Origin of the sequence: Nostoc sp. (assembly GCF_036919495.1) — a bacterium.
Classification (GTDB): domain Bacteria; phylum Cyanobacteriota; class Cyanobacteriia; order Cyanobacteriales; family Nostocaceae; genus Nostoc.
Window position 1 is genome coordinate 62,358 of record NZ_JBALBZ010000150.1, and the last position, 19,918, is coordinate 82,275.

General features: G+C 41.8%; 18 protein-coding genes and 1 other RNA gene. 15 read left to right on the top strand and 4 right to left on the bottom strand.

Translation table 11 applies throughout. The features are described 5' to 3' along the window. The first annotated feature begins 107 nt into the window (after positions 1 to 107). The 7 genes from groL to V7K25_RS21245 all read left to right on the top strand — a co-directional run bounded on the left by groL (position 108) and on the right by V7K25_RS21245 (position 6,800). Positions 108 to 1,790 (top strand): chaperonin GroEL, encoded by a 1,683-nt coding sequence (gene groL, locus V7K25_RS21215; protein ID WP_335160431.1) that lies wholly within the window; start codon positions 108 to 110, stop codon positions 1,788 to 1,790. Between the two features lie 429 nt (positions 1,791 to 2,219). Beyond that, a complete protein-coding gene (gene corA / locus V7K25_RS21220; RefSeq protein ID WP_335160432.1) occupies positions 2,220 to 3,362 on the top strand; it encodes a magnesium/cobalt transporter CorA in 1,143 nt (380 codons plus the stop codon). Between the two features lie 64 nt (positions 3,363 to 3,426). Further along, positions 3,427 to 4,122 carry a hypothetical protein gene (locus V7K25_RS21225; RefSeq protein ID WP_109007853.1) on the top strand — a complete coding sequence of 232 codons (696 nt, stop codon included), beginning with the start codon at positions 3,427 to 3,429 and terminating at the stop codon, positions 4,120 to 4,122. A 51-nt stretch (positions 4,123 to 4,173) separates the two neighbouring features. Further along, positions 4,174 to 4,593: RNase P RNA component class A (gene rnpB, locus V7K25_RS21230), an RNA gene on the top strand. Between the two features lie 173 nt (positions 4,594 to 4,766). Further along, positions 4,767 to 5,486, top strand: a complete 720-nt coding sequence (gene rnc, locus V7K25_RS21235; RefSeq protein WP_335160433.1) for a ribonuclease III — start codon at positions 4,767 to 4,769, stop codon at positions 5,484 to 5,486. Positions 5,487 to 5,588: 102 nt separating this feature from the next. Continuing rightward, positions 5,589 to 6,671, top strand: a complete 1,083-nt coding sequence (locus V7K25_RS21240) for a Gfo/Idh/MocA family protein (protein WP_335160434.1) — start codon at positions 5,589 to 5,591, stop codon at positions 6,669 to 6,671. Between the two features lie 3 nt (positions 6,672 to 6,674). Then, entirely contained in the window at positions 6,675 to 6,800 is a 126-nt protein-coding gene (locus V7K25_RS21245; protein WP_335160435.1) for a hypothetical protein, read from the top strand. A 22-nt stretch (positions 6,801 to 6,822) separates the two neighbouring features. Here the strand turns inward: V7K25_RS21245 and V7K25_RS21250 are convergent, their stop codons facing one another. Next, the gene (locus tag V7K25_RS21250) at positions 6,823 to 8,952 is read right to left on the bottom strand and encodes an ATP-binding protein (RefSeq protein ID WP_335160436.1); all 2,130 of its coding nucleotides are present in this window, start codon (positions 8,950 to 8,952) and stop codon (positions 6,823 to 6,825) included. A gap of 295 nt (positions 8,953 to 9,247) precedes the next feature. Between V7K25_RS21250 and V7K25_RS21255 the strand changes: the two genes are divergently transcribed. The 3 genes from V7K25_RS21255 to V7K25_RS21265 all read left to right on the top strand — a co-directional run bounded on the left by V7K25_RS21255 (position 9,248) and on the right by V7K25_RS21265 (position 11,816). Continuing rightward, positions 9,248 to 9,985 carry a RibD family protein gene (locus V7K25_RS21255; protein WP_335160437.1) on the top strand — a complete coding sequence of 246 codons (738 nt, stop codon included), beginning with the start codon at positions 9,248 to 9,250 and terminating at the stop codon, positions 9,983 to 9,985. Positions 9,986 to 10,161: 176 nt separating this feature from the next. Further along, positions 10,162 to 11,343 (top strand): GNAT family N-acetyltransferase, encoded by a 1,182-nt coding sequence (locus V7K25_RS21260; RefSeq protein ID WP_335160500.1) that lies wholly within the window; start codon positions 10,162 to 10,164, stop codon positions 11,341 to 11,343. A gap of 89 nt (positions 11,344 to 11,432) precedes the next feature. Then, a complete protein-coding gene (locus tag V7K25_RS21265; protein WP_335160438.1) occupies positions 11,433 to 11,816 on the top strand; it encodes a DUF4346 domain-containing protein in 384 nt (127 codons plus the stop codon). A 59-nt stretch (positions 11,817 to 11,875) separates the two neighbouring features. On the opposite strand, the gene psb32 is transcribed toward V7K25_RS21265, so the two are convergent. After that, complete coding sequence (psb32, locus tag V7K25_RS21270; RefSeq protein WP_335160439.1) at positions 11,876 to 12,613, bottom strand: photosystem II repair protein Psb32; 738 nt, start codon at positions 12,611 to 12,613, stop codon at positions 11,876 to 11,878. Between the two features lie 376 nt (positions 12,614 to 12,989). Here psb32 and surE point away from each other — a divergent pair, with 376 nt between their 5' ends. From surE to V7K25_RS21285, 3 genes are all read left to right on the top strand, one after another. After that, on the top strand, positions 12,990 to 13,670 hold the full coding sequence (gene surE, locus V7K25_RS21275) for a 5'/3'-nucleotidase SurE (protein WP_335160440.1): 681 nt from the start codon (positions 12,990 to 12,992) through the stop codon (positions 13,668 to 13,670). 128 nt (positions 13,671 to 13,798) lie between these two features. Continuing rightward, on the top strand, positions 13,799 to 14,422 hold the full coding sequence (locus V7K25_RS21280) for a hypothetical protein (RefSeq protein ID WP_335160441.1): 624 nt from the start codon (positions 13,799 to 13,801) through the stop codon (positions 14,420 to 14,422). A gap of 201 nt (positions 14,423 to 14,623) precedes the next feature. Continuing rightward, positions 14,624 to 15,400: an MGMT family protein gene (locus tag V7K25_RS21285; RefSeq protein ID WP_335160442.1), complete on the top strand. Its 777-nt coding sequence runs from the start codon at positions 14,624 to 14,626 to the stop codon at positions 15,398 to 15,400. A 61-nt stretch (positions 15,401 to 15,461) separates the two neighbouring features. Here V7K25_RS21285 and V7K25_RS21290 read toward each other — a convergent pair whose 3' ends face one another. Both V7K25_RS21290 and V7K25_RS21295 read right to left on the bottom strand, forming a co-directional pair. After that, entirely contained in the window at positions 15,462 to 16,190 is a 729-nt protein-coding gene (locus V7K25_RS21290) for a hypothetical protein (protein ID WP_335160443.1), read from the bottom strand. Between the two features lie 517 nt (positions 16,191 to 16,707). Then, positions 16,708 to 17,103: a hypothetical protein gene (locus V7K25_RS21295; RefSeq protein WP_335160444.1), complete on the bottom strand. Its 396-nt coding sequence runs from the start codon at positions 17,101 to 17,103 to the stop codon at positions 16,708 to 16,710. 805 nt (positions 17,104 to 17,908) lie between these two features. Between V7K25_RS21295 and V7K25_RS21300 the strand changes: the two genes are divergently transcribed. Beyond that, positions 17,909 to 18,361, top strand: a complete 453-nt coding sequence (locus V7K25_RS21300) for an Hsp20/alpha crystallin family protein (protein WP_335160445.1) — start codon at positions 17,909 to 17,911, stop codon at positions 18,359 to 18,361. Between the two features lie 434 nt (positions 18,362 to 18,795). Further along, positions 18,796 to 19,878, top strand: a complete 1,083-nt coding sequence (psbA, locus tag V7K25_RS21305) for a photosystem II q(b) protein (protein ID WP_335160446.1) — start codon at positions 18,796 to 18,798, stop codon at positions 19,876 to 19,878. The last annotated feature ends 40 nt before the right edge of the window (positions 19,879 to 19,918 follow it).

Here is a 19,918-nt window from a genome sequence, read left to right on the forward strand (position 1 = left end):
TTAATCAATTTTTTTTATTTCCATTTGTAACTTGAGCCGCTTGGAAGATTAGCACTCTGGCGCTGTGAGTGCTAAATTGTCTAATGGAAGCGCTAGAGAAATAAAACATGGCGAAAATTATTGCATTTGACGAGGAATCGCGGCGATCTCTAGAAAGGGGTGTTAACGCCCTTGCCGATGCCGTAAAAATCACCTTGGGGCCCAAAGGTCGCAATGTCCTTTTAGAGAAAAAATTTGGCGCACCTCAAATTGTCAACGATGGTATCACTGTTGCCAAGGAAATTGAATTAGAAGATCCTTTGGAAAATACTGGTGCAAGACTCATCCAGGAAGTGGCCTCAAAAACTAAAGATGTCGCTGGGGATGGTACAACCACCGCCACAGTTTTAGCACAAGCCTTGATTCGGGAAGGTTTGAAGAACGTAGCGGCGGGTAGTAACCCAGTCAGCTTGAGACGCGGGATCGACAAAACTATTGAGGCACTGGTACTAGAAATTGCCAAGATAGCCAAGCCAGTAGAAGGAAGTGCGATCGCTCAAGTTGCCACTGTCTCTGCTGGTAACGATGAAGAAGTTGGCCAAATGTTAGCCCAAGCAATGGAAAAAGTCACCAAAGATGGTGTAATTACCGTTGAAGAATCTAAATCCCTAACCACCGAACTAGAAGTAGTTGAGGGGATGCAGATTGACAGGGGTTACATTTCTCCCTACTTTGTCACCAACAACGAGCGCCAAATCGTGGAATTTGAAAACGCTCGCATCTTGGTTACTGACAAAAAAATCAGCAGCATCCAAGATTTAGTGCCGATTTTGGAAAAAGTCGCCCGTTCTGGTCAGCCCTTGCTGATTATCGCTGAAGATGTCGAAGGTGATGCTTTGGCAACTTTGGTAGTGAACAAAGCACGGGGTGTACTAACCGTAGCTGCAATCAAAGCACCTGGATTTGGCGATCGCCGCAAAGCTTTGTTAGAAGATATTGCTATTCTCACCGATGGACAGTTGATTTCTGAAGAAATCGGCTTAAGTCTAGATACGGCTTCTCTAGAAGCACTGGGAACTGCCCGCAAAATCACTATTGACAAAGAAAGTACCACAATTGTCGCTGGTAGTGTCACCAAGCCAGAAGTACAAAAGCGGATTGGTCAAATTCGCAGACAGTTGGAAGAAACTGATTCTGAATACGATCAAGAAAAACTGCAAGAACGCATCGCCAAGCTCGCTGGCGGCGTGGCAGTGATTAAAGTGGGTGCGGCAACCGAAACCGAACTCAAAGACCGTAAACTGCGAATTGAAGACGCGCTGAACGCTACTAAAGCTGCTGTGGAAGAAGGTATTGTTCCTGGTGGTGGGACAACTCTAATTCACTTAGCTAAGGCGGTAGAAGCGATTAAAAAAACTCTACAAAATGACGAAGAAAGAATTGGGGCTGATATTGTCGAACGAGCGCTAGAAGCCCCCTTGCGCCAAATAGCAGACAACGCTGGTGCTGAAGGTTCTGTAATTGTCTCGAAAGTTCAGGAGAGCGACTTCAACATTGGCTACAACGCCGCTACTGGTGAATTTGAAGACTTGATTGCTGCTGGTATTATTGACCCTGCCAAAGTCGTGCGTTCAGCTTTGCAAAACGCTGGTTCCATTGCTGGTTTGGTCTTAACCACCGAAGCGATCGTTGTTGAAAAGCCGGAGAAGAAATCCGCAGCTGCTGCTCCTGATATGGGCGGCATGGGCGGCATGGGCGGCATGGGTGGCATGGGCGGCATGGGCGGCATGGGCGGCATGGGCATGTTCTAACTTTTGCTCACCCAGATAAATATTTTTTTAGCAGTTTGTCTTACTAAGGCAAACTGTTTTTTTATACTTACCATTGCTGATTCAGAAGCAATATGTTATCTGTATTGCTGGTAACTCACTGAACGTAAATAAACTTACAGCAGTTTTCATCTATTTAAACCACACTTATCGTAGGGGCACAGCATTGCTGTGCCCTTACAACTAAAAATAGCTGTAATTATGAAACTTTTCAGTAGTTAGTTATAAATACAACTCACTACCAACAAAATGCTGATGACCAAGTTAGCAACCTAAATAATTACTTAATCTAGAAATTGCCGTATTTGTATTAGTTTTTGTAAAATTACATTTAACCGATTATTAGCCATTAGTCAATGATTTTTACTAATGACTAATGAAAAATGACTAATAACTATTAGGTAATATTGCATGGCACGAAAACTGAGTCGCCTTCCCAAAATCGTCACTAAGTTATATGAAGATGAGTTCTATCACCAACCAGGAACTATACCTGGAACCATTTTTATTGATGCAGATGCTCCACCACCGATAATTTTCTTGATTGACTATAACGAAACCAATTTCATCCGTGAGCAAATAGCAACTCCAGAAGAATGTATCCCATATCTGGAGAGGGAATCGATTTCTTGGGTAGACGTACAAGGTTTAGGTAGTCAAGACATATTACAACGATTAGGTAAGGTTTTTGAGTTACATCCTCTAGTTTTAGAAGATATCGTTAATGTACCGGAACGCCCCAAAACAGAGGATTATGAAGACCAATTGCTATTCATTGCCCGCATGGTAGTACCAAAGGAAAGAACATGTGGTTTTCACAGCGAACAAGTGAGTTTGGTATTAAGTAAAAATTATTTGCTGACAGTACAAGAAGAACCAGAACATGATTGCTTTGAAGCGGTGCGATCGCGAATTGAAAAAAACAAAGGTACTATTCGCAAACAGGGAGCCGATTATTTAGCTTATGCCGTGTTAGATGCGATTATTGATGGCTTTTTCCCAGTACTGGAGCTTTATGGGGAGCGAATCGAAGAGTTAGAAGAGGAAGTAATAATTAAACCTACTCCGCAAACACTACAAAATATTTATCAAATTAGGCGGGAATTACTGCAACTACGTCGTGCTATCTGGCCCCAGCGAGATGCAATTAATTCTTTAATTCGAGATGCTCCCGATTTAATTAGTGAAGAAGTGCGAATCTACCTGCGAGATTGTTATGACCATACGGTGCAAGTAATGGATATGGTGGAAACTTACCGAGAACTAGCATCTGGATTAATGGATGTGTACCTTTCGGCAGTAAGCAACAAAATGAATGAAATCATGAAGGTACTAACGGTAGTTTCAACAATTTTTATTCCACTGACTTTTGTGGCCGGAATATATGGTATGAATTTCAATACTGAAAAATCGCCATATAATATGCCTGAGTTGAATTTCTATTGGGGCTATCCAATTTGCTTGGCAGTGATGGCAGCGATCGCATTTGGTTTGTTATTCTTTTTTTGGCAGCGAGGCTGGCTGCAAAATTCTGTAACAATTAAACGTAATTAAAAATTGTAGATGGATAATGAGCCAAATATACATTCATTAGCATCAGGAGTTAATATTTTAACTTATGAGGAGTAGCGACCAGAATTTAGTAGTTTTAACGATTTATATTATCGGTGTTTCATACGTTTTTAACCGCATGGTTGAATCCATCGATGATCAAATTAAGTTTGAGTTTAAAAAAGGAATCGTTGACGAGCAACTCAAAGAAAACAATCTTGACGACAAAATTGGAATTTCCTTTAAACTAAAATCCTCATACCCAATTGACGATTTGAAAGATTTAGGAATTAGCATTGAAAATAAATCTGAAAATATTGCTGTATATGTTGACTGGGACAACAGTTCTTTAGTAGTTGAACATAGCAAGCAATCGCGCCGCGTAATTCGGAAATCACCAGACTTAACTCGTGACTTAGCAGTACCCCAAAGTCCTAGCCTGATTGCTCCCAAGAAAACACTTTCTGAAACGGTGACAGCAGAAGATGTATTCGAGCGCGATCAAGTAGCTGGAACCTATTCAGCAAAAAAACCACTAATTGATATCAACGGGCTGCAAAAAGGGCAAAAAAAATTGTACAACGACTTTATGAACAGAAGAAAAGAGTTGGACTTTTCCCTGCAACTGGTGCTACGGATATCTGAGGTGCGTTTAGGTCTAGCTCCAGGTCGTGATTTTCCTCCCATTAGCATTATCAATTGTCCTTTCACAGTCAGGAAACTACCTTGGACTTACGCTCTACCTTGGAATAAAAAAAAGTAATGCCATGTCAACATACTATGGACTTCCAAAGATTACACTGGATCTAAGGAGAGAGTAGGCGCAGGCGGTTGCAGATCAGTCATAGTTACTGGTTTGAGGAAAGTCCGGACTCCCGAAAGACCAAACTTGCTGGATAACGTCCAGTGCGAGCGATCGTGAGGATAGTGCCACAGAAAGATACCGCCAATCAATTTTAGATTTTAGATTTTAAATTTTGGATTAAATCTAAAATCCAAAATCCAAAATTCAAAATTGTTTGGTAAGGGTGCAAAGGTGCGGTAAGAGCGCACCAGCAGTATCGAGAGGTGCTGGCTCGGTAAACCCCGGTTGGGAGCAAGGCGATAGGAACTACGGTTGGTCTTTTACCAGTTCCGCTCAATGAGAGCCGCTTGAGGCGTTTGGTAACAAGCGTCCCAGATAGATAACTGCCCTCGCAAGAGAACAGAACCCGGCTTATGTCCTGCTCTCTCCCCCATTTTTTAGTGCTGAGTTAGGAGTTAGGAGTTAGGAGTTAGGAGTTCAAAGTTCGGAGTTAGAAGTAAGTATTTTTCCCCTGCCTCCCCTGCCTCCCCTGCCCCCTGCCCCCTGCCCCCTGCCCCCTGCCCCCTGCCCCCTGCCCCCTGCCCCCTTCCCCTTGTCATGTAATGCCCCTTGCCTATCCACGCCGTCAACGGCAACTCGAAAGTTTAGTCCAAAAATTAGGATTGTCGCTAGAAGCACCTATAAAGTGGGAACTGCTGGATTTAGCGCTAACTCATCCTACTGTCTCTGATTCGGCAAATTATGAACAACTAGAGTTTGTTGGCGATGCAGTGGTGCGCCTGGTGTCGGCTGTTGTGTTATGGGAAAATTATCCTGATTGTCCAGTAGGGGATTTTGCGGCAATTCGTTCGGTGTTGGTGAGCGATCGCATCCTCGCCCAATTGGCCAGAGTTTATGGTTTAGAGTTATACTTACTAGTCGCTGGTAGTGCTACCGCCGATAAAGTTGGTCAAGAGTCACGATTGGCAGATGCCTTTGAAGCAGTTCTGGGTGCGCTTTACTTAAGTACTCAAAATCTGGAACTGATCCGCTCTTGGCTAGATCCCCACTTCCAAGAACTAACGACAGAAATTCGCCTCGATCCTGCCAGACTTAATTACAAAGCTGCTCTCCAAGAATGGACTCAGGCACAATTTAAAGTTTTACCAGAGTATCGGGTTGTAGAAATGACTCAACCGCACCGCAATCAAGAACGTTTCGTAGCTGAAGTGTGGTTGCACGGAAACAAGCTTGGAGTTGGTAAAGGACGCTCAATCAAAACTGCTGAACAAGCCGCAGCTAAAGTAGCCTTTTTAGCAATTCCTCAACCGGAAATACCCTGAAGCAAAAATACGGCTGATAAACTGATAATCAGTTGGTTGTCAGTGGTCATTTGTCCCTAGTCCCTTGCATACTAATGACTAATGATTAATGGCTAATGACTAATGACAAACCAAATTAAAATTGCTGTTATCGGAGTTGGGCGTTGGGGAGTGCATCTGTTGCGGAATTTTTTAGCACATCCCCAAGTAGATGTAGTTGCTGTAGTAGACCCCCACCCAGAACGATTAACGGCGATAAAACAGCAGTTTAATTTAGACAATAGTGTAGTATTAACAACCCAGTGGGAGGATTTAAAGAAAGTTCCAGGGTTGACAGGGGTAGCGATCGCAACTCCAGCTACCACCCACTATGCTTTAATTAAAGACGCTCTCCAACAGGGATACCATGTTTTAGCTGAGAAACCCCTAACTCTTAACCCAGCAGAATGTCGGGAACTTTGCCAGTTAGCAGAGCGGCATCATTTAATACTTATGGTTGACCATACTTATTTATTTCACCCAGCAGTTGAGCGAGGAAAAACTGTAGTACAAGCGGGTAAATTAGGTGATTTACGCTATGGCTACGCCACCCGCACCCATTTGGGGCCTGTTCGGCAAGATGTTGATGCACTGTGGGACTTAGCTATTCACGATATTGCTATCTTTAACGCTTGGCTAGGACAGACCCCTGTGAAAGTACAAGCAACGGGTACAGTGTGGCTACAGGGAGGTGAGGAGCAGGGGGAGATGAGGGAGTCAATTAATATTTATTCCCCCTCATCTCAAGGACTAGCTGACCTAGTATGGCTAAGACTGACATATCCAGAAAACTTTCAAGCTTATATTCACTTGTGCTGGCTAAATCCTGATAAGCAGCGACGCCTGGGGATTGTGGGCAGCCTTGGTAGTTTGATTTTTGATGAAATGTCGCAATCATCACCTCTCACCCTACTACATGGAGAGTTTCAACAGCAGGGGAATCAATTTATTCCAGTAAATCAAAAGCAGGTGGTGCTGGAATTAGAGCCAGGGGAACCATTGGGGCGAGTTTGCTCCTGCTTTGTTGTCTCTGTTCTTAACAATACTCCCTCAGAGGTTTCGTCTGGCTGGGTAGGCGCTGAGTTAGTAGAAATTCTTGCTGCTTTAACAGTATCTCTTAACCAAGGCGGCCAACCTGTTTTTCTGAATGATAAGGAGCATAAGTAACCAATGACAGTTGACTCGACCATTGTTCACGATGCATTCAAGCAGTTCGAGCGTGACAGATTTTCTCTCGTGGCCCAAAAATACGATCAAGTGATCGCCGAATCCTTTCCTAGAACAACTCTTGTTTAATTGCTTGAAGGCGTTGACAAAATTACCTCTTTAAAAGAATATCCGCACAAACTCCCCCTTTTGGAAGACTTACCAAGAGAGTTTGCTGGGGCGAAAGACTAATCTCGTAAGTCTCGTTTCCCAGTAAGACCTGGAACTTTGAGGGCTTCTCTTTGTCTCCACCTGCTTTTACAGATTTGTTGCTCCCCAAAGAGGGACTTCTCCCAGACTCCTGTAGGCTAGGGTAGTGAATTGCTTTTGCCGCATCATTCACAGAGGAAAATCCAAGATCCCCTACATTTTCTTCTTTCTTGGGAATAGGTAACAGCGAGATATCAATCAAAGGTAAGGTAATTTTCAACGTCGTACCTTGATGAAGTCCCGTACTTTCAAGAGTAATGCTGCCTCCCATGAGTTCGATTAAGTTCCGTGAAATTGCTAGTCCCAGTCCAGTCCCTTCAAACTGGCGGCTGGTTGTGCCATTCACCATCACAAAGGGACGAAATAGTTTGTGCTGTTGAGTGGGATCAATTCCTATACCTGTATCTTTGACAGCGATCGCCACTTGAGATTTACCATTACTATGTTGGATTTCTGTAGCAATGGTGATGCTTCCTGTGTCGGTGAACTTAGTGGCGTTGCCGATAACATTAATTAGCACCTGCCTCAGTTTTGCCGCATCTGCCTTAATTGGTATTGCTTGAGGATCTAACTCGCATTTCAATTGCAAGCCCTTTTGTTGAACATTAACTGATTGTAAGTTAATCACCTCTAACAATATTTGCCGGAGGTCAAGAGGTGTGGTGACTACAGAAAGCTTACCTGCTTCAATTTTAGAAATGTCGAGTAAATCATTAATAATACCTAACAAGTGAATTGTTGTTTCATCGGCACGTTTGAGAAACTCCATTTCTTCTTCGCGGCTATCACATAAGCCCTCTTCAACCAGGCGAATGCAGTTAATAATAGTATGTAATGGGTTTCTCAATTCATGGGAAGTTGTAGCCAAAAACTGGCTTTTAATCTGGTTAGCACTTTTTGCTTCTTTCCAAGCTATTTCCAGTTCTTCTGACCCAGCTTTGAGCCGTTCTACCATTTGGTCTAATGCTTGGGCCAGTTGATTGAATTCCCGGATTTGAAAATTGTGCGGAACTGGTTGTGCAGCGTGGTGTGAGTGAATATTTAGAGCGTAGTCTCGCAATTCTTCTACAGGGCGTGCTAAGTAAGGTGCTAGATATAAAGATGCTAACAAACTTGCACCAATCAAACCAACTGTCAAAACGATAAGAATGAGTTTGATTTCCTCTAAACCAAAAAGCGCATTATTGACACTAGTAACAGCTAAGACTATCCATTTTTGCTGTTGCTGTTGAGTAAGTGGATTGGCAATAGCCGTATAACCAGCTACTAATTCGTTATCCTGTGTAAAAGACAAATTTATCGAATTGTTTTGTCCCGCAATTGCATTTTTAATTATGCTCTTGAGTTGAGAAGCATTTGGGTGCTGATTAATATTAGTTCCCACCCAGTCTGTGAATGGGTGTGCCAAAATTGTGCCATCTTCAGCAATCACTACCATAGCGCCTGTAAGCGATCCCGGCGGATTTCTGGTTTGTTGAGATAATGCAGACTGAATACTTAAGCTGTAAACCAAATTTTTTCGGCTATCGGAGACTGGTGCAGATAACACTACTTGCAATTGATTTTGTGTGTTTCTTTTTCCAGTTATTCCTGCTTTCGGCGGAAAGATTGCTTTGACATCAATTCCGTCGCTAGGCAAAGGTAATGTCAATTCTGCAATTGCTTGATCCCCACAGCTACTAGCAACTATTTTCTGGCTTAACAGATTCGTTAATTGGATACATTCAATACTGGCTGGAAGTTGTTGCCTTAGCTGCGTGAGAATTTCTTGCTCTTGTATAGGCGAATTTGACGGAATCACCGTTGTTTTACTTACACTCAGTAAAGTAGCTTTTAAGATAGCGATCGCATCTCCAATTCTCTCACCTTTACTGATAGCGCTTTCTGTTAAATTCTGACGTGCAGTTCCCAATATGCTAGAGCGTGCCTTATTCAAGGCAACAATCTCGCCTATAAGTAAAACTGGAACGAACAGAAGCAGTATTCTCGTTACTAAAATTCGACGAAACGAAGATTGGCGGTGATTAGTCATCGAGTGTCTCACTTTGCATCTGCAAACCACAACAGCAAAGATATGTAATTAGATGAGCTAGATGAGACATTTTATTAAATAATCAGAATTTTATTTTCAATGTTTAAAATTAACAAATTGCTATGATTCAAAAAGAAACATGGTATACCAAAACTAATATATGCTAGATTCAAAAGCTGTTTGGATTGCATATCAATACAGTGGTAAAGTTGTAAAAGAGTAGGTTGCAGGCATGGATTTTTTTTTGGAATCTACACACTAGCAAAGAAAATATTCAAAATCTAAAATCAATTTAATGTTGCAACATCGTCCTCACACTACAGTTGTTTTAGCAATGAGTGCAGATGGTAAAATAGGAGATTTTAGGCGATCGCCTGCTCGCTTTGGCTCAAGGGTTGATAAAGCACACTTAGAAAAACAAATCGCTGCCTGTGATGCGGTTTTATTCGGTGCTGGCACTCTGCGGGCCTACGGAACAACACTTACTATATCAGATCCAACTCTAGTGCAACTTCGGGCGCAAGAAGGGAAGCCTCCGCAGCCAGTTCATATAGTGACTACACACTCTGCAAACCTCAATCCGGAAATTAAGTTTTTTAAGCAACCACTTAGACGCTGGCTACTCACGACAACAGAAGGAGCAGTTTCATGGAAAGGACGTTTAAGGACGCTTTCCTCAATGGGAACCAGAGCAAAGGAATGCTCTTCAGAATTCGAGCAAATTCTGGTTTTTGAAACACCAACGCGAGAAATAGACATTTCCGCAGCTTTAAGGCATCTAGCCACTCTACATATAACACGCTTGGCGGTTTTGGGTGGAGGTGAATTAGTCGCTTCCTTGCTGGGATTAGATTTAATTGATGAATTATGCCTGACTGTCTGTCCGTTGATTTTAGGTGGTAATACTGCACCCACTCCTGTAGATGGGAAAGGATTTTTACCCGATTTAGCTCCCAAGCTGCAACTTCTAGAAGTTCATACAGTTGAGCAAGAAGTGTTTTTGCACTATCGCCTGCAACGATCAGCAGATTAGATTACGCTAAGTAAAGTTATTGGGGATTGGGCATGGGGAAGAGGCAGAGGGGCAGGGAGCAGGGAGCAGAGGAGTAAAGAGCTAATTTTTTTATTCTCCCCCTTACCCCCTGCCCCCTGCTCCTCTTCCCCCACTCCCCACTCCCCACTCCCTACTCCCCTAAAAAAACCCAGACAATAGTGGAACAACTTAAGCCTCGCTATTCTGTCGTTTGGACAAACAAAATTGCTGAAGTACCCCAAAATGCCTGGAATGCTTTGGCAATGCCACTCAAAACACCGTTTTTAGAATGGGAGTGGCTAAACAATATTGAAACCTCCCATAGTGCTACGGCTAAAACTGGTTGGTTGCCTAATCACTTAACATTGTGGCGAGATAGAACGCTGATTGCTGCTGCGCCACTTTATCTCAAAGGACATAGTTCTGGTGAATTTGTTTTCGATCACCAATGGGCAGAGTTAGCCGATCGCATCGGAGTTCAATATTACCCAAAATTGCTGGGAATGACACCATTTACCCCAGCAGAAGGCTATCGGTTCTTAATTGCACCAGGAGAAGATGAAGACGAAATCACCGCGATTATGGTGCATGAAATTGACACTTTTTGCGCCAAAAATCGAATTTCTGGGTGCCATTTTCTCTATGTCGATCCCCAATGGCGTCCAATGCTGGAACGGCATGGTTTTACAACTTGGCTGCACCACAGCTTCGTCTGGGAAAATGCTGGATTTAAAACTTTTGATGACTACTTGAAAGTTTTCAACGCCAATCAACGCCGCAACATCAAGCGGGAACGCAAAGCTGTGGAAAAAGCTGGTTTACGATTGCAACCTCTAACTGGTGATGAAATTCCTCAGTCTTTATTTCCCTTGATGCACCAGTTCTATGCTGACACCTGTGATAAGTTTGGCTGGTGGGGTAGTAAGTATCTCACACGGAGGTTTTTTGAGCAGTTACACGCCGATTATCGCCATCGAGTCTTGTTTGTTGCTGCATATAGCGAAGAAGATAACTCTCATCCTTTAGGAATGTCTTTTTGTTTATTTAAAGATGACAAACTCTATGGACGCTATTGGGGAAGTTTTCAAGAAATAGATTGCTTACATTTTGATGCTTGCTATTATGCGCCGATTGAGTGGGCGATCGCTAACAATATCCAACTTTTTGATCCTGGCGCGGGCGGGCGTCACAAAAAACGCCGTGGTTTCCCCGCTATGCCCAATCATAGCCTGCACCGATTTTACAATAATCGTTTAGGACAAATTTTACTTCCCTATATTAAGGAAGTGAATCAAATCGAGCAGCAGGAGATTGAGGCGATTAATGCAGAGTTGCCATTTTGTAACCGAGATTCTTAAAAGTTTGCTAAGGCAGAGGGTGAACGACGAATTACACTTGATATAGAGTGAAAAAACCCTCAAGAAAGAAATTTCTTTTTAGAATGCTTATGGATTTGATGGTTGAAAATTTAGCTGCAATTGATGATAAACTTTCCCAGCGTCATATTGACCTTGATCCCGGTGGATATTTTATTATTTACTTGGATCGAGATGCCGGGTTAATTTATGCCAAGCATTTCACAAATGTCATTGACGATCGCGGTTTAGCTGTTGATCCCGAAACGGGGAAGGTAATTCCGGCACGACAAAAGGTAGAACGAACTCATACTACAGTTTTTAGCGCGAGGACGGCGAAACAACTTTGCGTGAAGATTTTTGAAGAAACTCAGCCCTCTCCTGTAACTCAATTAGATCATGCAGCTTATTTGGGTCGAGAATTTGTCAGGGCTGAGGTAGCTTTAGTTACAGGGCAAGAGTATGTTCAAGATTAAAGTTAAAAGTGAGGAGTTAAGAGTTAAAAATTCATAACTCCTCACTCCTAACTCTCCCATTACCCATTAGATGATGGCTGATTTATCTGATAGATATAGTAAGTCGCCATTGGGATAACGGTGGCGGCAATTAACAATCCTACTACCCAAGCCGTAGCGTTACCTTGGTCAGTTTCCCCTGCTTTCTTGAAAGTTCCTTCTACCTGTACATTGTCAGCGATTTGGGGTGGCCCTGGATCGGCTTTGCCAGAGAGGACAGCAACAAGACGATCGCTTGCATCTAAAAATGCCTGATTGTATTTGTTACCATTGCGTAACGGCACACTTACTGTTTCCGTAGCTATACTCTCGGCAATAGAGTCAGTAAGCATTGGCTTAACTTGATCCCCAGTAATAATGGCAGTACCATTGGTAACTGTGTCAATAACCAATAAGGTTTCATTAGCTTGGGCTTCTTTTGTCGGAAACCATTTTTCAAACAGTTCTTTGGTGAAGCTTTGCGGTGTTTCACCGTAATCGAGGCGACGAACAGTAACAATTCTAACTTCCTTACCTGTTTGCTTTGCCAAATCCTCGAAAGCGCTGTTAATCTTACCTTCATTCAGACGGCTGATTACTTCACCTTGATCTAAAACCCAGGTGTTATTCCTTGGTGTGAGGTTGGGTATTTGATTCACACCTGTCGCAAAAGCAGGTGCGGCAAACAGCCAGGCTGCTAAAATAACCGTCACCAAAGGAAGAATTAGCCGGATGAGGTGTTTTTGACTGTTAAATACTTGTTTGAGGAGCTGTTTCATCGTGTGATCCCTAAGACAGACTTGCACCAAAAATACTACAGAATCACTGCAAAAATCACCTAGTTCCCAGTTTTCTCCAGTATCAAGTTTCTGCAACTGGCAGCAGATATATATTTTACGGGATTTTTTGATTGCACAAACTTGTTCTGAGGGCGATTGCAAGCATTAAATTGACAAGAAATACCGCCCATTTTGGGAATTAACCCAAAAACTTAGGGCGGAATTTGCAAACCATCTAGAAATAATATCGTATAATCAATATTTTTGGTAGAATTAAGCACATTTTTTCATATCTGCAAGTAGCTTTTCCTGCTGTACCCATTGATGGGTTGATATCTGCATTTTTCGGAATTTTTAGCTAAATTTATATCAATACATGACCATAATTTTAACTAACGACGACGGTATTGATGCTCCCGGCATCCGAGCGCTGCTGAAAGCTGTAAACGGCAAAAATGCTATTATCGCTGCTCCTGCCGATCATCAGTCTGGCTGTGGACATCAAGTTACCACCACTCGTGCCATCAACCTCCAGCGACGTTCTGAGACTGAGTATGCGATCGCGGGCACTCCCGCCGATTGTGTGAGAATTGCAATAACACAAATTAACGCAGATGTCAATTTTGTGCTTTCAGGTATCAACGCTGGGGGCAACTTGGGAGTCGATGTCTACATTTCTGGTACAGTGGCTGCTGTGCGGGAAGCCGCAATGCACGGTATTCCCGGAATTGCTATTTCCCACTATCGCAAAGCCAAGCAAAATTTTGATTGGGATCTGGCTGCAAAATTGACAGCTGAAGTTTTAGCTGACTTACTCAAGCGTCCCCTAGAACCAGGAAGCTTTTGGAATGTGAACTTGCCGAATCTGCTACCAGGAGAACCACATCCTAAGATAGTGTTTTGCCAACCCTGTAGCAGACCTTTGCCTGTCAACTATCGAATTGAAGGCGATAATTTTTATTATGTAGGCGAATATGGTAAACGCGATCGCACTCCTGGTAGCGATGTAGATGTATGTTTTTCCGGCAATATTGCGATAACTCAGTTAAGGGTTTGATCGTTGAATCCAGAATTAAAAATTGGTATTAATCATCTAACGCTTGAATTAAAGACATATTTCAAAGTTTTGAAATCTGGTAAAGTTTCAGTAGCACTGAACACTAATTTCAAAAAAAGCAGAAAAATATGCAGTTTCTCAAAATTGTTCTTGTCGCTCTCGTGTTGATGGCAAACCTCGTAATTGCTCAACCCTCTTGGGCGGGCAAAGATTTTACTAAGGGGGCAGACTATGCTGAGGTAACTCAGGCGCTCAATCAACTTCTAACTGTAAAGGATACACCTGAGCAAGCTGGCTATACACCTGAGCAATTCCAGAAGCGACTGGCACAATTGCAGCTTCAGAAAAATGTCATAGAAACAGCTAGAAAGCGGGCGCAGTGCCGCAATGAAACAGGAAAAACGTTGGCTGTCTATGCCAATAAACCAAAAAAATCTCCAACCCAACTCTACTTCCTGGGCGCAGGAACAATCACAGATGACGATTGGGATTGCGATGGCATTTACTTACCCGCAGGTTCTCAAGTGGTTCTAGGCCAGAACGCTCAACCACAACAACTAGCTCAAGCAATCGCCGTCAAGTTTGTGGATGGTACACAGTCTATTGCAAGAACCAATCCACTCACTGGTGCAATTGAATTGAATGTTGAACCTGCCAAAGTATTCAAGGCAGGTGAGAGCAGCTGGTTACTTCCCAATTTCTCTCAAGCAGATATTGATACGCAAATTCCTACCCCACAACTCATTGACTAATCTCATCTAGATAATTCAACTTTTATGCAATTCCCGCATAAAAGTTGAATTAAACCAATAGGATATGTAAAAAAATTTTTAATCATTGAACACTCAACTTTTAATTAAGGAAAAAATTATAAGCCACGCTTGAGAAGATTCAACCAATAGCGATCGCTCTCCCATTACTGATTTGCAAATTGATCGCGCCACCGAATAAATATGGCTCTCTCAATAACGCATCTTTTCACTAAGGCTAAACCAGGCTCTGCGATGGTAGAGCTTAAAACATTAAATTTAAAAGTAGGTCATGGTATAGAAGGAGATATTAATGCCGATCCTATAAGTCCAAGGCAAGTTTTAATTGTTAGTTATGAAGACATTTTAAATTTATCAATTAAACCAGGAGAATTACGAGAAAATATTGTGGTTACAGGGATAGAATTTGATAATTTTATCTCTGGTTCTCTGGTAACCTTTGAAAGTGGTGCGGCAATTCGCCTAACTTTTCATTGCGAACCGTGTAAGCGAATAGCCCACTTGGTAGAATCATTAAAGAGCATCCAAGGGAAAAGAGGGATTTTAGGCGTAGTTATTAAATCAGGTAAAATCCAGGTTGGTAGTAGTTTTCAAGTTCAAGCTAATAAATTTCCAGCATTATCTGAAAATCCATATCAACGATTCCTAAATTTCATCATCAAAATTCCAACTGGGAAAGTAGTTACATATAAACAGATCATCAAAGGTATAGGAGTAGATAATAGTTATTTAAGAGTTATTCCTACATACCTGAAAAAGACCTCGGCGGCTGATTATCCATTACATAGAATATTAGACTCTAAAGGTCATTTGATAGATTATGTTAACCAGCAAAAAAATAAGTTGGAAAATGAAGGAGTGAGAGTTGTATTTGAAGCAAATTTATTAAGCAATTTAAACAAAATTTCTGTAGATATTAAAGATTATCTATGGGAAGATAACACTATTTATTTAAAATGAAAATTACTGTAATTCTCATAGATAGTAGTTACAATATTTAAAAGAAAAATGTTTTATTTAATCAAGATGATCCCTGATTTTTTATTTGTTTAGATGTAGCTTCCATAAAGTCGATAAAAACTTTTATAATCTTATGAATTCCCTCGCTACCTCCTGCAATTAAACCTCCTGTCAGCAATGCATCTAAACAACGGAAAATAACTACTTGTATTGGATTATCTAAATCAACAACTACAAGTGGCTCGATTGAGCGAATACCTATTGCGCTCATTAAAAGACCAAATAAAAGGGATGTCCATAGAGCAATTATTCGTGTATCAGATTTATATGCTGTTTTCTGGCGTTCTTTTTCATTTATATCATCAATTTGCGGCTTGAATATTTTTAACGGTTCTTGTTGGTTTTGTGTAAAGTTTTGGATGATTTGCTGCTCTAAACTCATTCCTTCAGGTGGGAGTCCACTCATTTGATTGGATTCTAAAGAAGGGAATTGGTTTTGTTGTACTTCCGTAAGTCTCATCTTTTCCGATAGTAAAGCCTTTTTTTGTTGAATACTAATATCTAATTGTTCAACAAATGGGCCGCGCCAAGTAGTTATAAAAACTTCTAAAGAACGCTCTAACAACAAAGAAATAAATAATTGTAAGGTGAGTAGCTGCATAATATCATTAAGCCCAAATGGTTTTAAAACGAATGGTTTAGATGAGAGCCAAGTTGACAAAGTTACTACTAGGAAACTAATAATAATTAATACAATAAATAGAGGAGATTCTGGAGAAAGCTTTAGCAACTGATCTATACTCCTGTTTCGCGTCACAATATCTAACACAGCTTAGAGGTGAGAACTACACCTGCTGAGTAATTTAACAACGTTAATTCGATAGAACAGTAAATAATTTATTACTCAACCATTTTTTCATCTGTGTGATGTGAGAAGCGATGTCTTCTCTGCGTTCGCGCAGCGTGTCGCAGACAGGACGGGCTGCGCCTACGCACCTTGGCAGAGTAAAAAGTATTGCTAGCCAGAAGTAAACGCTAGGCTTGAACGCACTGTGCAAAGCGGGACGAAGGGCGATGGCGTCAAATATGAAAAGGTGCGTTGGAGAAGGGGGACGATGCTAGAGCAAGCGTAGCACTAACTAAAAACCCCTCCAAGGTTGAAGGGGTTAAGGTAATTTTTGGTAATTAAGATGGTGATTAGGGCAAGACAGCAGCTTTTCCTCCTTTATGAAGCATTTTCTTATCAAAGCAACGAGATGATAGTAAAGCATTTTATAAATCCCTTACGAACCTCTGCAACGCTGTACTTAGTAAGATAAATTATTGGTGTTGCCGAATGATGTCAGCTTCCACTCGACGGCATTTAAGTAACCTGGATCATTCAAAGCTTGTGCTGGTAACTTTTTAGCGTTGACAGCAGCCTTAACCACATCTTGTGCAGTCAGGCTTCCTGTTTGGTATTGAGAAACCAAAGCACTACCACTAGGAATACCCTGTGCTTTCAAGTTACCTTGATAAGCTAGAAATGCAACATCAAAAGGTTTGAGATAGCTGACGTTTGTAAAATGAGTGAGTAAATTATTAGAGTTGATAGCTATAGGTTCGCCACTATTGTTAGTAGTTATTTGAGCGCCACCGATTCCAGGTAATAAAGCAATTGAACCAACAATGAGTATAGAATCAATCAAGGTGGAAAATTTCATAGGGTTATCCTTAGCTAGAGTAAAGTGCAATTAGTGTTATTGAGTAATAGAGTCTTATTTTTTATCAGTCTCAACTTCCTGCACTCAGGTCACCTGAGCGGTTGGTTTATTCCTCACCCATTCGGTTGAGCTAATTGAGCGCAAGAACTAAAAAATAAATCGAGAGCCAAGTTCAGGACAAAATTGAACAGATATATATTTAACTGAGGCAATTTAAAAATTTATGCAGCGCTGTTACTCAGTTGTAGGGGTAGCAGGGGAGTCTCTTGAGGAAAGAGGGTTATTGTTGATACCATTTCTTTGTGAGGCTGCGCCAAATCCTTTTAACTTCTTTCTTTATGTCCTAACCTGCGGGAAGCCACTTCTTTACGAGATGCTACGCGAACGTGTCTATGAGCGAGACGCTGCGCGAATGCGGTAGCCTGCGGTATACAGAATTGGTATGAATAATTTTTCTCTCAAGGATAGCTTATCTTCTCCTCATGCCTGCCTTAACCAAGAAATTCCTTAACCGAACGGTATTAGGGTTAGCCCAACCCAGGCATTGCATTTTTTTACTATATCCTTCAATAGCAAATCTATTGGTTAACTATGATTCAATCTATTTGTATATTCGGATTTACCGAACATACTAATTAGGGTAAACCGTAACTTTTTTGATGTCTAATTTAGGACGGTAATCATCAATTAATTGGTGTTAATAACCGAATTTACAGCAGGTCTAACTCTGCATAATATAAATATGTAAGCACCAATTGAAGTGCGAAGCTGATTAAACAAAAGGTAATTGATGCGAGGAAGATTTATGACACTAATTCGTTGGAAATCTTGGAGAGAAATTGACACTCTACAACGTCAACTCAATAATATATTTGAAGATACCAGAGTACCGTCTTCATTCTTGGATGGAGGCTTGAGCAAAGTTCCTGCTGCTGAAATACAAGAAACTGAAAATGCTATTCATCTGAAGCTAGAACTGCCAGGAATAGAAGCTAAAGACCTGGATGTGCAAGTCACAGAAAAGGCTGTTTACGTTAGTGGTGAGCGGAAGTCTGAAACTAAAATTGAAGAAGAAGGTGTTACTAGAAGTGAGTTTCATTACGGAAAATTTCAGCGAGTAATTCCTCTATCTGCTCGGATTCAAAATACTAACGTCACGGCAGATTATAAAGACGGTATCTTGAATCTGACACTGCCGAAAACGGAGCAAGAAAAGAATAAAGTTGTTAAACTTAATTTGGAAAAAACTATTAATTAATGGGTTGTGATCAGACAACTCTACCTCCCTTGATTGATTGAGATAGCTAAGAGCTTGGTTACGAAAGTGACCAGGCTTTTTTGTAACAATTCTCTGGAATAGGCGCATAAGCCCTGTTTACATAAATTCTCTAAAAGAACTGGAGAGCCTAAGCGCAACCCGTTGTAGATATCATGCTTGCTTTTAAAGTTTGTAAAGGAATTTTCCTATATTTCCTATATATTATAGATTTAATGGTGTGTATGGGTAACAGAACCCAAGGTGCTGGGCTACATCTACCCACTTCTTACCTTTAAATAAGTAAAGCTAATAACGTATATCAGGTTTACTGAAGTAATAAAACTTGATTAAATTTTGTAAAGCATTGTAAAGTAGTTCCACAGGCAAAGACAAAACCGCCTGATTATAAAACAACTAACCGCACTTATAAAACCATGACAGCAACCTTACAACAGCGCTCAAGCGCCAACGTATGGGATAGATTCTGTGAGTGGATCACCAGCACCAACAACCGTATTTACATCGGTTGGTTCGGCGTAGTAATGATCCCCACCCTGCTAGCCGCAACCGCTTGCTTCGTAATCGCCTTCATCGCCGCACCTCCAGTAGACATCGATGGCATCCGTGAACCAGTCGCAGGTTCCTTAATCTACGGAAACAACATCATCTCTGGTGCAGTAGTACCTTCCTCCAACGCCATCGGCTTGCACTTCTACCCAATTTGGGAAGCAGCATCTCTTGATGAGTGGCTCTACAACGGTGGCCCTTACCAATTGGTAATATTCCACTTCTTGATCGGCGTATTCTGCTACCTGGGTCGGGAATGGGAACTATCTTACCGCTTAGGTATGCGTCCTTGGATTGCTATTGCGTACTCAGCTCCCGTTGCAGCAGCAACCGCAGTATTCTTGGTATACCCAATCGGACAAGGTTCATTCTCTGACGGTATGCCTTTAGGTATCTCTGGAACCTTCAACTTCATGATCGTGTTCCAAGCAGAACACAACATCTTGATGCACCCCTTCCACCAATTAGGTGTAGCAGGTGTATTCGGCGGAAGTTTGTTCTCTGCAATGCACGGTTCTCTTGTAACCAGTTCACTAGTTCGTGAAACCACCGAAACCGAGTCCCTTAACTACGGTTACAAATTCGGTCAAGAAGAAGAAACCTACAACATCGTTGCAGCCCACGGCTACTTCGGTCGTCTAATCTTCCAATACGCTTCTTTCAACAACAGCCGTTCACTGCACTTCTTCTTAGCAGCATGGCCTGTAATCGGCATCTGGTTCACCGCCTTGGGTGTAAGCACAATGGCGTTCAACTTGAACGGTTTCAACTTCAACCAATCAATCATTGATTCAAGCGGTCGCGTCATCAGCACTTGGGCGGATGTAATCAACCGGGCTAACCTGGGTATGGAAGTAATGCACGAGCGTAACGCTCACAACTTCCCCTTAGATTTGGCTGCTGGTGATGTTGCTCCTGTCGCAATGAGCGCTCCTGCTATCAGCGGTTAATTCTGAAGTTTAGCTAAATCAAAAAGCGCTCTCCCACAAA

What these genes read in the sequence shown, in the direction of transcription:
- V7K25_RS21265 (WP_335160438.1), top strand. Translation starts at nt 11,433, where the DNA reads ATGGATTTGATGGTTGAAAATTTAGCTGCAATTGATGATAAACTTTCC.
- V7K25_RS21225 (WP_109007853.1), top strand. Translation starts at nt 3,427, where the DNA reads ATGAGGAGTAGCGACCAGAATTTAGTAGTTTTAACGATTTATATTATC.
- V7K25_RS21280 (WP_335160441.1), top strand. Translation starts at nt 13,799, where the DNA reads ATGCAGTTTCTCAAAATTGTTCTTGTCGCTCTCGTGTTGATGGCAAAC.
- psb32 (WP_335160439.1), bottom strand. Translation starts at nt 12,613, where the DNA reads ATGAAACAGCTCCTCAAACAAGTATTTAACAGTCAAAAACACCTCATC.
- V7K25_RS21255 (WP_335160437.1), top strand. Translation starts at nt 9,248, where the DNA reads ATGTTGCAACATCGTCCTCACACTACAGTTGTTTTAGCAATGAGTGCA.
- V7K25_RS21250 (WP_335160436.1), bottom strand. Translation starts at nt 8,952, where the DNA reads ATGACTAATCACCGCCAATCTTCGTTTCGTCGAATTTTAGTAACGAGA.
- V7K25_RS21295 (WP_335160444.1), bottom strand. Translation starts at nt 17,103, where the DNA reads ATGAAATTTTCCACCTTGATTGATTCTATACTCATTGTTGGTTCAATT.
- surE (WP_335160440.1), top strand. Translation starts at nt 12,990, where the DNA reads ATGACCATAATTTTAACTAACGACGACGGTATTGATGCTCCCGGCATC.
- V7K25_RS21245 (WP_335160435.1), top strand. Translation starts at nt 6,675, where the DNA reads ATGACAGTTGACTCGACCATTGTTCACGATGCATTCAAGCAGTTCGAG.
- groL (WP_335160431.1), top strand. Translation starts at nt 108, where the DNA reads ATGGCGAAAATTATTGCATTTGACGAGGAATCGCGGCGATCTCTAGAA.
- corA (WP_335160432.1), top strand. Translation starts at nt 2,220, where the DNA reads ATGGCACGAAAACTGAGTCGCCTTCCCAAAATCGTCACTAAGTTATAT.
- psbA (WP_335160446.1), top strand. Translation starts at nt 18,796, where the DNA reads ATGACAGCAACCTTACAACAGCGCTCAAGCGCCAACGTATGGGATAGA.
- V7K25_RS21240 (WP_335160434.1), top strand. Translation starts at nt 5,589, where the DNA reads ATGACAAACCAAATTAAAATTGCTGTTATCGGAGTTGGGCGTTGGGGA.
- V7K25_RS21285 (WP_335160442.1), top strand. Translation starts at nt 14,624, where the DNA reads ATGGCTCTCTCAATAACGCATCTTTTCACTAAGGCTAAACCAGGCTCT.
- rnc (WP_335160433.1), top strand. Translation starts at nt 4,767, where the DNA reads ATGCCCCTTGCCTATCCACGCCGTCAACGGCAACTCGAAAGTTTAGTC.
- V7K25_RS21300 (WP_335160445.1), top strand. Translation starts at nt 17,909, where the DNA reads ATGACACTAATTCGTTGGAAATCTTGGAGAGAAATTGACACTCTACAA.